Origin of the sequence: Pseudoalteromonas sp. SG45-3 (assembly GCF_014164075.1) — a bacterium.
In the GTDB taxonomy this organism is placed as follows: Bacteria; Pseudomonadota; Gammaproteobacteria; order Enterobacterales; family Alteromonadaceae; genus Pseudoalteromonas; species Pseudoalteromonas distincta.
This window is the reverse complement of sequence record NZ_JACJEN010000011.1, coordinates 66678-80678: the sequence shown is the minus strand read 5'-3', so window position 1 is coordinate 80678 and position 14001 is coordinate 66678. Positions and strand designations below refer to the sequence as shown.

The window sequence follows — 14001 nt, the reverse complement described above, 5'->3', positions numbered from 1 at the left end:
TGGAACTGTTTTTAATTTGGTTGAGATCATAAAAAGCAGACACACTAAAGCTGCCTTATAGTGCGGCTTTAATTGCTTTTTATATTTTTTGGTTAGCCATCAATTTTTGGTGCAAATATATCGATGCTTTTATCTGATTTGGGTTTTGGTGCGGTTACTTCATGCTCTATGTGGCTTTTATATAAATCGCGTTTTGCTGCAATCCATCCGTACTTACCTTTACTTTCGAATACATAGTTGCCAGAAGGTGCAGTAAATTGGCCATATACGGCATCTTTACCTACCGTTAAAACGGTATTATGCATGCGACCGTCAACACCCACTATTTTACCAAATATGCTCTTATCGCCATTTTCAGACTCAACCACATTAGTCACTTCTGCGGTGAATGTTTCGGCTGTTTGCGGAATAGCTAAATCAAAGTTTTCGCCAGTTTCTAACGCCTGTAAAGAATTTAAATCAAACTCAATATAGGCCTCGTTATGTAAGTCAGTCGGTAAAACTTTTGCATTTATAAGCACTTGCTTTGCTTTGTCTGATAGGCGATTTACGGCATCAAATTCTTCAAACGGTAAGTTGTTGTCAGGGGCAGCAATGGGTTTAACAGTAATTGGATCTTTACTCATATCAATAGGTGCAGGGGGATGCGTATTGCGCGTTTTTTGTAAATCAATAGGAACAAAATCAATAGCAACAGGCGCGATAGGTTCGCCCGTTTCATCTGCATTAAAAAATAGCCCATAAACTGCAAATGCCGATAATGGTATAGCAATTAGTAAGACGACAGATCTCTTCATTTGTTTCTCTTTTAGTGTTTTTGGTTAACTATTTGTTACGTTTTATATTATTAAATGGATTAGATCAAGATAATAAATGTAACCGAAAAGAATTATTTCTTAATTTTATAATTCCTTATAAAATATAAGGATATTTATTTTTGGTGTGTTTTTTGCTCTTTTTAGTATTGGTTTTTAGTAGTGTTTACGCGGGCTTTGGCGCAGTTGTAGGTACTTGTTTGTTTAGTTAAATACAATGGTTAAAAGTGACTTTTTGACGTTAATTACAATGAAAAATAAAAAGTGAATTTATTTCACCTTTTGTAAACCAATCGCTAATTGCAATGTAATTATTGGGCACGTATGTTGTGAGCTGCATAAATGCATTACGAGGAATTTATGAAGGTGTCTGATCAGTTGCTTAACCGAATTACAGCAGGACTTGTGGCTGTAATTATTGGTTTTTCGAGTTCTATTGCATTAATTTATCAGGTAGTGATAACCCTTGGTGGTACGCCCGATTTAGTAGCTAGTTGGATTTTAATGCTCGGGTTAGTGATGGGCACAACGTCAATTGGTTTATCGTACTATTACAAAGTACCTGTTTTAATTGCGTGGTCTACCACGGGAGCTGCATTACTTATTTCAAGTGCCCAAGGGTATAACTTAAATGAGGCTATTGGCGCGTTTATGCTCAGTGCATTGCTCGTGTTTTTGTCGGGGGTTACGGGCTGGTTTGAAAAAATAATGAACCGTATTCCAAGTGAGCTTGCATGCGCCATGTTGGCCGGCGTGCTTGTTACCTTTGGTATCGATGTGTTTAATTTTATGAACGACATGCCTTTAGTAATTGGTTTAATGGTCGTTATGTACTTTATTGGTAAACGCTTTTTTGCCCGCTTTGCTATGTTAAGCGTGCTTATTATAGGTGTATTACTCGCTTGGCAAATGGGCCATATTGATACCAGCGCGCTGCACTGGAAAATGAGCGAATTTGCTTATATTGAACCCGCTTTCCACTTGCAAGCATGTATTAGTATAGGTTTACCACTTTATATAGTTACCATGACTTCGCAAAATTTACCGGGTATTGCGGTTTTAAAAGCACATAAATATAAAGCGCCTATATCTGCATCTCTTAATGTTACTGGCTTTGTAAATATGCTTAGCGCTCCTTTTGGAGCCTACTCTATTAATTTAGCCGCGATTACCGCAGCTATATGTATGAGTGATGAGGCGGATAAAAATCATGATAAACGTTATTGGGCGAGTATAGCGGCTGGCGTATTTTATATTTTAATGGCGTTGTGCGCAGCTACATTAGTTGGCTTGGTAGCAAGTTTACCCCAGGCACTTATTTTAGCTTTGGCGGGCATTGCGCTATTTGGCACCATTGCTAATAGTTTGCAGCAAGCCCTTAGTAGTACTGAATATACTGAGGCCGCAATAGTCACTTTTTTAGTAACTGCATCTAACTTAACATTACTTTCAGTGGGGTCTGCTTTTTGGGGGATTATAGCGGGTGTGCTAACGCTTATTATCACCAGGAAAGACTAAAAACTGTGAATATGTAAAGCGAAAATACTGCTCATATAGATGATTAAAATAGTTTAACCAAGCTTATTAAAAAGGCTGCAATTGCAGCCTTTAGTTTTACAAACAGGGTTTACCTAATCATAAGTATGATGGCGAGTTACGCTAAACCGATTAAGTATATGGTGCATAACATACACAACACATAAGCTTAAGATTATAGCCACAGATACCGAACTAAACCGGTACATTGCACTATAAACAAGATCTTGGCCTGGCCCGAGTGAATTTCCAAACAAAATACCAAATGTAGTCAATACACCAAAACCAATGCCAGGTATGCCTCCGCCTAAAATATGAAAGCGCGCAAAAACAAACGAAAGTATCCATAAAATAGCCATCGGAAAAAGTAAAAAATCAGAGTGACTATACAAAAATAGTTGCGATAGTAACGCTGCATTACAGCCTATAAGCGTTCCAATTGCTCGCTGCCAACCGGCCATACCTGCGGCTTTCCAGCACAACGAAAATAAAATAAGCACAGAAGCTGCCTGCGCAGATATTGAGTCTTGTAAATCAAGAACCTGAAAAACAACAAAAGAGAGCGTAGCCACGGTTGAGCATAACAATACCTCATGGCGAATACTTTCTTTTGCTTTAGCTGGCATTACTCGCCCGGGCCTTGCGGTTACATCAGGAAATAGGCCATGCATTAATGCTCCAATAATAACGGTTAAAAATATAGCCAAACCATTAGTTAAAATTAATGGATAAATACTGCTTCCTTGATCAACATAGCTGGAAAAATGCAGCTGAATAGAAAGACTGATCACGCCTAAAGCGCCAAATAAAAAGGCACTACCGCTACTCATTTTATGAAATAAAAAGCAGAAAACACCAAACACTAACAATGTCATAACGACTGGTAAGTGAGAAAATAATCCCTGCATTATCAGCACTATAAGTGCGCTAAATGCAGCAGATGCTATAAATTGATTTATAAGCCCACGACTTAACGTAGGTACCATGCCCAATATCAACATAGGATAAACGGTAAAAAATATACCATTGGGCCAGTTCATTAATTTACTAATAGTAAAGCCAAGGGTACACCCACCTGCAATGCGCAGTGCTTGGCGAAGGCCATTGGAGTCTAATTGTGGGCCTTGGCTAACAATTTGAGTCATAAAGCCTCCATTAATAAATGTAGTGTAACCAGCTAATAAACCTGATTTGTGCAGAGCCAAACCATTGCCCAATTGTTGATTCTGGTAATAATTGTACTGTTGCACGTGAGCCACTAGGCATGTTTGCTATTAAGTCTTGATGATTAATGAGCTTTAAGTGAATGCGTTGACGCTGTGCATCACGCACCCAACGATTACTGGTTTCTGTTGTACTTAGTAAACCATTAGCACTAAGTTGACCACTGCTAACGCCTGCTTCAAATGTTTCAAGTATTGCGTCGTAAACTTCACCTGGACGGCTATCAAATACTACGCGCGCTTGGGTGCCTTGCTTCATATTTGTGAGTGACTTTTCTCTAAAGTCGGCAACTAAATCTGCCTTTTTAGCAACAATAGCTAATAACGGGCTGCCTGCAACTGCGTATGCGCCGTTTAATAATTGTAAGTTAGCAACTACGCCGTCACTTAATGCGCGCACTTTTGTGTAGGATAAATTTAGCTCAGCTTGCGCTAACTGGTTAGCAGCGTGGCGCATGGCTAAGTTTTTGTTCCCTGAGTCACCTCTAGCTAAAACCGCTTCAGCTAACTGCGCTTCAAGGGCTGCAACATTTGCTTTACTCGCTTCAAAATTAGCACGAATGCTTTCAAGTTCTTGCTCCGATATAGACTTTTGCTTATAGAGCTTTTCGCCTCTGCTTTTTAATAGTTTTTGCTCATGCTGTTTAGCGTTTGCAGCACTTATTTGTGCCTCAAGCGCTTTAACATTGGTATCAAGGCGTTTATTTTGTAATTTGGCATCATCAAGGGCGAGTTGAGCTTGTTCTTTAGCTAAATTATATGGGCCTTCATCGATACTAAATAATATATCGCCTGCTTTAACTGATTGGTTATTACTAACTTGCACACTAGTGACTCGGCCACTAATTTGCGGTGATATTTGCACAACAGGGTGATAAACACGTGCTTGTGGTGTCACAGGCAAAACCATATCGGCCACTAAATAGTAAATAAATACTAAGATAAACCCTATGAGAGAAAACCTTACATAGCGTGCAAACTTTTGATCCGGTGTCATTTTTAGCCTTACTTATTAACTTGAATACATTTAAGGGCGTTTTGCTCTATTTTGATCAAACCAAATGCAATCGCATCTAGTTGCTTAACAGATAAACCGCTGTATAACTGATTTTTTATATCGGAAATAGTCTCTTGCAATGAATGTAAAATGGCATCACTTTGCTCAGTAAAATAGAGTCTTTTACTGCGCTTATCATGTTTGTCTACACGGCGAACAATTAACGATTGCTCCTCTAATTGCTTAAGCGTACGAGTCAATGAAGGCATTTCTATCCCTAAGCTATTAGCAAGCTCAAGTTGTGTTAGTCCCTCACCACGCATACTAATATGCATTAGTGCAGTCCAGCGCGATTGAGTAAGCCCTAAAGGCTCAACTGCAATGGTTACCGCTTCGCGGCATAAGCGATGAACTCGGCCCATATTACCGATAACAGTTAAATCGAGTGTTTCGTGAAAAGGTTTGTGTGTAGGCATAGCCATCCCAACATAGTTAGCAAGCTAACTATTTTATCATTACTTAGCTTGCTAAGTAAATATATGAAAGAGTGGGAAATGGTAAAATATTTGCTAAACCTCACTTGTAGAAATGGTGAGGTTTAGCAGGAGTTTAAAAGTTAAGTAAATTAGCAGGGGAGTATTGATCGGTAAGTACTTTTGTATCTGCGGGCCAATCTTGGTCGTTTTTAGTAAATTGCATAAATTGGCTAATCGCTTTTATGTCTATACCGTATTTTACTAATTTAGGGGCGAGAGCATTTACACGCGTGTTAATTTGCGCTTCGCTCGGCATTGATTTAAGTCCCGCTAAAATAATACGATTACTACGATTTTCGCGACTTACATTTATAAAGTCGCCAAATACAGCGTGGTAAGTTGCCGACTCATGCTGATAAAGTTTACTACTTGAAAACGTATTTGCAGCTATAACACCGCCTTCGGCTAATACGCTTTGTACTTCTTCAAAAAACTCTTTAGTAAGCAAATGCTCCGGAATATAGTCGCCGTTAAATGCATCCAAAATAATCCAATCGTACTTTTGTTTTTTAATTGCGGCACGTTTTATAAAAATACGGCCATCTTGCACGCTTGATGTCACTAAATCGTTTTCTATAAAGTTAAAGTAATCGTGTGCAACTTTAGTTACTGCGGGATCTATTTCAACATTATGAATTTTTGCAGTGGGGTATAGCTCATGAATAACGTTAGAAAGCGTACCGCCTCCTAATCCTATAATAAGTACATTTTTAGGATTATCGGCTACTAAAAGGCTCGCAAAAGTAAGTTTAGTGTAATTAAAAACAAGTTTGTCGGGATTGTTTTTATACATACAGCTTTGGCTTGTTTGGCTACTTTTAGTATTAAATTTAAGGCAACGTAAGTTGCTCGTTTCTTCAACAATAATATTGCGATAAAGCGAGCGCTCTTCGTGGATAACTTTACTGCACGCAAAACCCGAAAATGCAATTAACGGCAGTAGTAGATATTTAAGCATGAGCAAGCTCCTTATTATTAGCCAAGGTATTAATTACAATCGCGACTAAACCCAGTGACCCAAGCGTTAGAGCAAAGGCGCTAATAATAGTATTTACGTCAAACGCGAGTACAAAGTAAAACGAGGTAATTATAGTACCCAGTGCACTACCAAGCGTACTTACAAAGTATAAACGCCCAGCCACTTGGCCGCTTTTATCTCTATCGGTTACTAGTAAGCGCACAGAGTAGGGCGAGATCATGCCTAAAATAACGGTAGGTATAAAAAATAAAGCACTTGACGCAAAGAGTGAGCCGTAGCGGCTATCTTCAATATGGGTAAATATAAATTCCATTATTGGCTGCGAAAATAATGTAATAGGCACCACCATAATGCTGGCTATTAAAAATATTAAACCATATTTGGTAAGTGATGCATTTTTAGTGCTGAGTTTACCGCCAAGTAAATACCCAAAAGATAAACTAAGCATAAATACTGTAATTATACTGCCCCAAATATGTACGCTACTACCAAAAAAAGGGGCGAGAATTCTCCCTCCTAAAAGTTCAATCCCCATAATGCAAAAACCGCTGCAAAAAGCTAAAAAGTAAATTAACGCGTTTGTTTTTATGCTCATATAATTATCGTTATGTAACTTAAGTAGAACACTATACTAACGTGATGACACGGCAGTCGCTAGTGCATTAATTAATCGCTCAGTGATTTTTTAAAAAGAAGTTTTGTTATAAAGTAACACATGCTACAATTTTGTTATACTATAACACTTGCTTAGTTAATCAATCACATGAAGTACTCTTTAATTTATTTAGCCTGCCTAGGAATTAGTGCGCCCAGTATTGCGCAAGATCAAAAAGAAGAAATCGAAAAAATATCTGTCACTTATAAACAAGCTTATCGCGGTGATATTCCTCAAAAGCAAATGCCACAATCTATAGTTAGTATTAATAGTGCTGAGCTTAATAAAAAAGGAATTACTCAACTACAAGATGCGCTTGATTTTTCAGCTAGTATTTCACGTAAAAACAATAGCGGTGCATTGTGGGATAGCTTTTCTATTCGTGGCCTTTCGGGTAACGAAAACATGCCATCGGGCTATTTAGTTAATGGCTTTAGCGGTGGGCGTGGTTTTAGCGGCCCGCGTGATGTATCTAACATTGATTACATTGAAGTACTAAAAGGCCCAGGTTCAGCACTTTATGGGCGATCAGAGCCAGGCGGGACTGTAAATATTGTAACTAAAAAGCCACAGTTTGATTCACAAGGTGAGCTAAAACTAAGCTTAGGCAGCGACAGTTTTAATCGCGTTGAAGGCGATTACACCAGCGGCATTAACGATACCACCGCGTTTAGAATAAATGGCGCATGGCAAGATAGTGACAGCTACCGCGATGAGGTATACACCAATAAAAAGGTGATTACGCCGTCTATTTATCATCAAATAAACGCATCGACCAGTGTAACTTATGAGTTTGAATACGTAGATTTAGCTCAGCTATTCGACCGTGGTGTTGTCGTACTCGATAACGATTTTGACACCGTACCAAGCTCGCGCTATTTGGGTAACCCAAACGATGGAGACACGCAGGTTTACTCTCGAGGCCACCAAATTACGCTTAACCACGATATTAACGACGAATGGTCACTCGTTGTAGGTGCAAATTATCGAGACTCTAGCTTAACGGGTTTTTCGTCAGATGCAGAACTTGCACCGTCACGCCAATCGTTATTTGACGATGGCCGCACACTTACCCGCCAGCAGCGCTATCGCGACTACGAAGTAGAAGATTTAAGTGTAAAGTTTGAAGTTAGCGGACGTTTAGATACAGCCGGCATTACGCATCATTTATTAATAGGTATTGATGCATATAAATACGATTTGCGCACGGCGCTTTCTCGTTATCGTGGCGGTAATGGCACTTATACTATTGATATTTTTGAGCCTGATTATTCTGGTGAACGTCCTGCTGTTTCGCTACTTTATGAAAATGATGAAGAGCAAAACGCTTACGGTATTTACATTCAAGATCAAATGGATATCACTGATAAGTTTAAACTTTTACTTGGCCTTAGATTTGATAGCGTAGACCAAGATATTTTAGAAACCAACAGCGGTGTATTTTCAACCAGTTCTGAGAGCCAAATAAGCCCACGCGTTGGCGTAGTGTACGAACTAAATAATACAATAACCTTTTACAGCAGTTACTCTGAAGGCTTTTTACCACTGAGCGGTACTGATGCAAACGGCGACCCGTTTGGCTTTGAGTACAGCGACTCGTTTGAAGTTGGTGCTAAGTTTGAATACCTAGGTGTAAACGGTACTGTGGCACTTTTTGATGCTTCTAAAAGTAATATGTTAGTGGCAGATCCAGTAAACGTTGGTTTTTCGGCTCCCATTGGTAAAGCTGATAGCAAAGGGTTTGAGCTTGATTTAAATACCTATATTACCGATGCAACAGCATTTAACTTATCGTACGCCTATATAGATGCCACCACAGCAAACGACATTATTAATGCCGATTGGGGCGTGCCAATAGAAAAAGGCAGCCCACTGGTAAATGTACCAAAAAACAATCTAAACCTTACACTTAGCCATCAAACAGCATTAATGGGTAAAGAGCTTGAATTTGGTGCAAGTTACCAATATACCAGCAGCCGCCTAGGTGATGCCGCAGATTTGAGCTTTAGACTACCAAGTTACCAATTGGTCGGCCTGTTTGGTCAATTAAATTTAACAGATAAAACAGAGCTAAATGTGAGCATTAATAACATTTTTAATGAAGACTACGCTCAAAGTAGTTACAACGCTTTGTGGGTTTATCCGGGGGCGCCTACGCAATTTAAAATGTCGATAGCTTATAATTTTTAATAGCTTAGCTTATTAAGCCTTTAAACAGTTTTCATCCTGAAGCGCCTTAATTTAATAATTAAGGCGCTTTTTTATTTAAATTAAGGTTTCTTAAGTTTTCTTTAAGTTTCGCTCGCTAAGTTACAAACATACACTTTATATGAGCGATGTTTATGCAATTAGCACACCTACCTTCATCACCCGTTTATATTCAAAATAACTCACGCTTTGTTAGTGCTCGCGTTAATGATGAGCATAGAAGTGCGTTAGAAAACACAGTTAAAGAAGGGTTTTTAGTCGCTTACAACGCCACGCTTACCTCTTTTATGCCATTACTTTGCCAATACACGACAAACGAAGGGCAATGCACATTGGGTTTAAGGCAAGCAACAGCCCCTCTATTTATAGAGCAATACTTAGCACAGCCCATTGAGCATTTTTTACCTGAGAACACACAGCGTAATAAAGTATTTGAGCTTGGCAATCTATGCTCTACACATCGCAAAGCAACGCTTGGGCATTTTATTGTTGTTAATGAAGCCCTGCAAAGTGTAGGAGCAAAACATTTAGTATTTTGCGCCACTAAAAAAGTGCGTGCACTGCTGCGCTTATTAGGCGTTAACTGCACTGAAATTGCTGTGGCAAACAGTTTTGTTGTGGAGCATCCGCTAAGTTGGGGAAGTTACTACGCTAATCAGCCTACCGTATGCGTTGTGAGCTTAGAGCAAGCTCATCAACAAGTATTAAATACCCCAATGCTTTATAGTTTAATGCAGCAAAACCACTCAAATATCAATTCGTTGGTAAACGCATTGGTGAATGTATGAATTACTATAATACACATTCAGTATCGCCATTAATTATTGCCCATAATAAAGATCTAACACGTGAAATTAACAGTGGTGAATTTAACCAGCAAATACAAAACGTAGTAACAGTACTACAAAGCTTTAACGGCAAATGTATCGCTTATAAGCTCGATAATACGCCAGCTTGGCTTGTTATTGATGCCGCTGCTGCGGTTTCTAATAAAGTGGCTGTGCCAATTGCTCACTTTTTTAGTGAACAACAGACCCAATATGTACTAGCACAATGCGGCGCTAATGTATTTATTAGTGACACGGTAACCCCTTTATTTGGGGAGCCGACTGCATCTATTACTTTATTTGAGCTTTACACATTATATATTTACGAAATCGTTGTAGCTAAAGCCGTCAGTTATTTTCCAGAAACTCAAAAAGTAACATTTACGTCAGGATCGACTGGGCAACCAAAAGGCGTGTGTTTATCTGCAAAGAGTCAAATGCAGGTAGCTCAATCTCTGTGCGATAAAATTAATATTAAAAAGCCTGTGCATTTATGTTTATTGCCGCTTGCTGTATTACTTGAAAATATAGCCGGTGTGTATGCCCCTTTAAAAAGTGGCGGTACAGTGCATTTAATGCCGTTAAATGAATTAGGCTTTGTTGGTACTGCATTAAAACAGCCCGCACAGCTTATTGCTGCGATTGATAAAGTTAAGCCAAATACGCTTATTTTAGTGCCTGAACTATTAGCATGCTTAGTTACTTTTGCAGAAGATGGTTGGCAACCGCCTAGTTCGTTACAGTTTATTGCCGTAGGTGGTGCGCGTGTCAGCGAAATGCTAATAGTTAAAGCGCGTAGCTTAAACTTACCGGTTTACCAAGGTTATGGACTTTCTGAGGCGGCATCTGTCGTTAGTTTAAATACACCCACAAACGATAACATCCACAGTGCCGGCTCTGTGTTACCTCATATTCAAACCAAAATTGAAAATGGTCAGCTTTTTATAAAAGGCGATTTGTTTTTAGGTTACTTAAACCATCAACCTCACGACAAAAACCAGTGGTATGCAACTGGCGACTTGGTCGAACAGCATCAAAATACCTTATTTATTAAAGGCCGATTAAAAAATCTAATTATTACCAGTATGGGGCGCAATATCAGTGCCGAGTGGCCTGAATCACTATTACTCAGTCAAAGCGGTATTTTACAAGCGGTTGTGTTTGGTGAGGGGCGACCTTTTCTCAGTGCCATTATTTACGCCGATACAAAGCTAAGTAACCCAGTGTTAGCGCAGTACATTAACGAAATTAATAAACAACTACCCGACTATGCACGAATTCAAAAGTGGCATCGTTTAGCTGCCCCATTAAGTGTGCAACAAGGATTATTAACAACAAATAATCGCCCAAAACGAGATGCCATAAGTAAGCAGTACCATGCTGTGTTTGAGCAATTTTACCGACTTGGAGAAGTAATTAATGAGTGATTTTTTTAACACCCTTAAAGAGCAAACTAAACAAGAGCAAAACTACCTGCTTGCAGCGCCGATTATCCAGCGTGTTTTTAAAGGCGAAGCATCACTTGAAGAATACGCCTCGTTTTTAGCACAAGCGTATCACCATGTTAAGCACACTGTGCCATTAATGATGTCGGTTGGTGCACGATTAACCGACGAACAAGAATGGCTGCGCGAAGCAGTCGCAGAATATATTGAAGAAGAGATTGGTCATCAAGAGTGGGTACTTAATGACATTGCAGCCTGTGGTTTTGACAAAGAAACAGTACGGTGTAGTCAGCCGCAATTTGCTACCGAAATGATGGTGTCGTATGCGTACGACTCCATTGCACGTAAAAATCCGTTGAGCTTTTTTGGCATGGTGCATGTGCTTGAAGGCACTTCTATAGCGCTTGCGGATGGCGCGGCTTCAAACATTGCAAATGCTGTGGGTTTACCTAAAAAAGCATTTAGTTATTTAACCTCTCACGGCGCGCTTGATATAGAGCATGTAAAGTTTTTTGAAAACCTAATGAACCAGATAACAGACGAGGCGGATCAGCAAGCCATACTTCATGGTGCAAAGCGCTTTTATCGTTTATACGGCGATATATTTCGTGGACTCGATGACGAACCATTTTTTAAAGCAAGTGCACAAGGCAAATTGGCATGAGTAGTTCTTTGTGTGTGCTCACTGGTGCAACAGGCGGAATAGGGCAAGCGATTGCTAAAGCCCTATATGCAAAAGGGTGGAAGTTACTACTTGTAGGGCGAAATACCCAAGCTCTTGAAAAACTGAGCCGTGCATGCCCAGACAGTGAAATATTTACGGGCGATTTAACCGACGATACAGCACGTATTAACCTAGCAATAAAAGCCAAGCAACTCGGCGGCGTTAAATTACTTATTAATAACGCAGGTATAAATACGATGCAAAGCATTGAGCACACAAGTAATGAGCAAATAGATAATATGCTCATTACTAATCTGTCGGTGCCTATTAAATTATGCCAGCTATTTTTAGGACAGTTAGCGTATACCAAAGGCACCATTGTTAACGTGGGATCATCGTTTGGCAGTATTGGCTACCCGTTTCAAACGCTTTATTGCGCCAGTAAATTTGGTTTACGTGGCTTTACAGAAGCGCTCTCGCGTGAGCTTAACGGCTCAGGCATTAAAGTGACCTATTTAGCACCAAGAGCAACAGATACATCTATTAATAGCAGTAAAGCGAGGGCAATGAATAAAGAGCTCGGTAATAAAATGGACTCGCCAGAATTAGTTGCTCAAGAGTTATTAGCACTTATAAGTTCAAACCAAACAAGGCGCTTTATTGGTTTTCCTGAAAAATTATTTGCACGCATAAATGGCGTATTCCCAAGCGTTGTTGATAACGCTATTGCAAAGCAACTTCCTAAAATTAAACGTTTTTTAAGTTAACAAACACACAAGGGCAAAATTATGTATAAATTTACACTCGCATTTTATTTAATACTAACCTCTGTATTTGCAACTGCAGTAAACGCAGATGAAGCGCAAGACTTAACCGATATTCAACAAAAGTGGGCAATTGCTAATTACGAACTTGAAGGCGATGCGCAAATAGACGCGTTTACGCAACTAAGTGAGCAAAGCGCATTATTTGTTAAAAACTATCCAAGCTCAGCGCAAACACATATTTGGAATGGCATTGTGTTAGCCAGCTTTGCTGGCGCAAAAGGGGGCTTGGGCGCACTTGGTTTAGCAAAAGAAGCAAAAGCGTCACTCGAAAATGCACTCTCGATTGATGGCACTGCATTAAATGGCTCAGCTTACGCAAGCCTTGCAACGCTTTATAGCAAAGTACCTGGTTGGCCAATTGGTTTTGGTGATGACGACAAAGCTGAAAAATTATTTAAACAAGCGCTCGCTTTTAATCTCGAAGGCATTGATACTAATTACTTATACGGTGAATACTTGTATGACGAAGGCGATTATAAACAAGCTAAAGTGCGACTAGTTGTAGCACAAGCTGCTGGGATTCGTGATACTCGGGCAAAAGCAGATAAATATCGTCAACAAGCAATAAGTCAGCTATTGGCAAAAGTAGATAAAAAATTAAAAAGATAAACAGATAATGCATTTATTACTCGTTGAGGACGATCATTTAGTGGCGCAAGGGCTTATTCGCTCTTTGCGCCAAGAGGGCTACAGCGTAGAGCACAGTGGCACAGTAAAGCACGCCTTAGAGTGCCTTTCTAGTGGTGAGATTGAGCTTGTTATTCTCGATTTAGGATTGCCTGATGGCGACGGCTCGCAAGTTTTAAAGCATATTAAAGCGCAAAAAAAAGTTATTCCTGTGGTTATTTTAACTGCTCGCGGCAGTATTGACGACAAAGTCCAAGGGCTCGATATGGGGGCAGATGATTACCTTGCAAAGCCGTTTGACCCTGCTGAGTTATTTGCTCGATTACGTGTAGCAAGCCGGCGCATTAACCAAACTCAGTCAAGCTTATTGCGCTGTGGTGATGTAGTAATGGATACCTCTGCTCATACAGTTAAACTAAGTGGGCAGTCACTTACGCTACCGCGAAGAGAATACATGCTTTTAAAAGCGCTGATGGAAAATCAGGGAAGGGTACAATCAAAACAACAACTCGAAAACAAACTTTACCAATGGGGTGAAGAAGTTGGCTCTAATGCCATAGAGGTGCATATTCATCATCTTCGTAAAAAATTCCCTAGTGATTTTATTAAAACCTTACGTGGCATTGGCTACGTGGTTGGTAAGCGTTAGAGTGTATTTGTTT

At 39.6% G+C, this 14001-nt stretch carries 14 protein-coding genes; 8 read left to right on the top strand and 6 right to left on the bottom strand.

Features of this window, described 5'->3' with window-relative positions; genetic code table 11:
• Positions 1–92: 92 nt before the first annotated feature.
• Positions 93–797, bottom strand: coding sequence for a hypothetical protein (locus tag H5126_RS13400; RefSeq protein WP_182695288.1), 705 nt, complete (start codon positions 795–797; stop codon positions 93–95).
• 378 nt (positions 798–1175) lie between these two features.
• On the opposite strand from H5126_RS13400, the gene H5126_RS13395 reads away from it, so the two are divergent.
• Positions 1176–2333 carry a benzoate/H(+) symporter BenE family transporter gene (locus tag H5126_RS13395; RefSeq protein ID WP_002959155.1) on the top strand — a complete coding sequence of 386 codons (1158 nt, stop codon included), beginning with the start codon at positions 1176–1178 and terminating at the stop codon, positions 2331–2333.
• Between the two features lie 113 nt (positions 2334–2446).
• Here H5126_RS13395 and H5126_RS13390 read toward each other — a convergent pair whose 3' ends face one another.
• The 5 genes from H5126_RS13390 to H5126_RS13370 all read right to left on the bottom strand — a co-directional run bounded on the left by H5126_RS13390 (position 2447) and on the right by H5126_RS13370 (position 6681).
• Entirely contained in the window at positions 2447–3496 is a 1050-nt protein-coding gene (locus H5126_RS13390) for a DUF2955 domain-containing protein (RefSeq protein ID WP_138490145.1), read from the bottom strand.
• Positions 3497–3506: 10 nt separating this feature from the next.
• Positions 3507–4571, bottom strand: coding sequence for an HlyD family secretion protein (locus H5126_RS13385; RefSeq protein WP_165723799.1), 1065 nt, complete (start codon positions 4569–4571; stop codon positions 3507–3509).
• An 8-nt stretch (positions 4572–4579) separates the two neighbouring features.
• Entirely contained in the window at positions 4580–5047 is a 468-nt protein-coding gene (locus H5126_RS13380) for a MarR family transcriptional regulator (RefSeq protein WP_182720253.1), read from the bottom strand.
• A gap of 133 nt (positions 5048–5180) precedes the next feature.
• The gene (locus tag H5126_RS13375) at positions 5181–6065 is read right to left on the bottom strand and encodes a spermidine synthase (RefSeq protein ID WP_182720254.1); all 885 of its coding nucleotides are present in this window, start codon (positions 6063–6065) and stop codon (positions 5181–5183) included.
• A complete protein-coding gene (locus H5126_RS13370) occupies positions 6058–6681 on the bottom strand; it encodes a fused MFS/spermidine synthase (protein ID WP_182720255.1) in 624 nt (207 codons plus the stop codon). Before H5126_RS13370 ends, H5126_RS13375 begins: the two co-directional genes overlap by 8 nt.
• 168 nt (positions 6682–6849) lie before the next feature.
• Here H5126_RS13370 and H5126_RS13365 point away from each other — a divergent pair, with 168 nt between their 5' ends.
• From H5126_RS13365 to H5126_RS13335, 7 genes are all read left to right on the top strand, one after another.
• Entirely contained in the window at positions 6850–8931 is a 2082-nt protein-coding gene (locus H5126_RS13365; protein ID WP_182720256.1) for a TonB-dependent siderophore receptor, read from the top strand.
• Between the two features lie 152 nt (positions 8932–9083).
• Entirely contained in the window at positions 9084–9737 is a 654-nt protein-coding gene (locus H5126_RS13360; RefSeq protein WP_002959142.1) for a thermostable hemolysin, read from the top strand.
• Positions 9734–11203, top strand: coding sequence for an AMP-binding protein (locus tag H5126_RS13355; RefSeq protein ID WP_182720257.1), 1470 nt, complete (start codon positions 9734–9736; stop codon positions 11201–11203). Before H5126_RS13360 ends, H5126_RS13355 begins: the two co-directional genes overlap by 4 nt.
• Entirely contained in the window at positions 11196–11885 is a 690-nt protein-coding gene (locus H5126_RS13350) for a TenA family transcriptional regulator (RefSeq protein ID WP_182720258.1), read from the top strand. Before H5126_RS13355 ends, H5126_RS13350 begins: the two co-directional genes overlap by 8 nt.
• Complete coding sequence (locus H5126_RS13345; protein ID WP_182720259.1) at positions 11882–12652, top strand: SDR family oxidoreductase; 771 nt, start codon at positions 11882–11884, stop codon at positions 12650–12652. The genes H5126_RS13350 and H5126_RS13345 overlap by 4 nt, the downstream gene beginning before the upstream one ends.
• A 21-nt stretch (positions 12653–12673) precedes the next feature.
• Positions 12674–13321: a hypothetical protein gene (locus H5126_RS13340; protein WP_182720260.1), complete on the top strand. Its 648-nt coding sequence runs from the start codon at positions 12674–12676 to the stop codon at positions 13319–13321.
• A gap of 7 nt (positions 13322–13328) precedes the next feature.
• Positions 13329–13988, top strand: a complete 660-nt coding sequence (locus tag H5126_RS13335) for a response regulator transcription factor (protein WP_024595841.1) — start codon at positions 13329–13331, stop codon at positions 13986–13988.
• Positions 13989–14001: the final 13 nt, after the last annotated feature.

Excerpts from the sequence above, each read along its gene's own strand:
- H5126_RS13400 (WP_182695288.1), bottom strand. The coding sequence starts at position 797 with ATGAAGAGATCTGTCGTCTTACTAATTGCTATACCATTATCGGCATTT.
- H5126_RS13395 (WP_002959155.1), top strand. The coding sequence starts at position 1,176 with ATGAAGGTGTCTGATCAGTTGCTTAACCGAATTACAGCAGGACTTGTG.
- H5126_RS13390 (WP_138490145.1), bottom strand. The coding sequence starts at position 3,496 with ATGACTCAAATTGTTAGCCAAGGCCCACAATTAGACTCCAATGGCCTT.
- H5126_RS13385 (WP_165723799.1), bottom strand. The coding sequence starts at position 4,571 with ATGACACCGGATCAAAAGTTTGCACGCTATGTAAGGTTTTCTCTCATA.
- H5126_RS13380 (WP_182720253.1), bottom strand. The coding sequence starts at position 5,047 with ATGCCTACACACAAACCTTTTCACGAAACACTCGATTTAACTGTTATC.
- H5126_RS13375 (WP_182720254.1), bottom strand. The coding sequence starts at position 6,065 with ATGCTTAAATATCTACTACTGCCGTTAATTGCATTTTCGGGTTTTGCG.
- H5126_RS13370 (WP_182720255.1), bottom strand. The coding sequence starts at position 6,681 with ATGAGCATAAAAACAAACGCGTTAATTTACTTTTTAGCTTTTTGCAGC.
- H5126_RS13365 (WP_182720256.1), top strand. The coding sequence starts at position 6,850 with ATGAAGTACTCTTTAATTTATTTAGCCTGCCTAGGAATTAGTGCGCCC.
- H5126_RS13360 (WP_002959142.1), top strand. The coding sequence starts at position 9,084 with ATGCAATTAGCACACCTACCTTCATCACCCGTTTATATTCAAAATAAC.
- H5126_RS13355 (WP_182720257.1), top strand. The coding sequence starts at position 9,734 with ATGAATTACTATAATACACATTCAGTATCGCCATTAATTATTGCCCAT.
- H5126_RS13350 (WP_182720258.1), top strand. The coding sequence starts at position 11,196 with ATGAGTGATTTTTTTAACACCCTTAAAGAGCAAACTAAACAAGAGCAA.
- H5126_RS13345 (WP_182720259.1), top strand. The coding sequence starts at position 11,882 with ATGAGTAGTTCTTTGTGTGTGCTCACTGGTGCAACAGGCGGAATAGGG.
- H5126_RS13340 (WP_182720260.1), top strand. The coding sequence starts at position 12,674 with ATGTATAAATTTACACTCGCATTTTATTTAATACTAACCTCTGTATTT.
- H5126_RS13335 (WP_024595841.1), top strand. The coding sequence starts at position 13,329 with ATGCATTTATTACTCGTTGAGGACGATCATTTAGTGGCGCAAGGGCTT.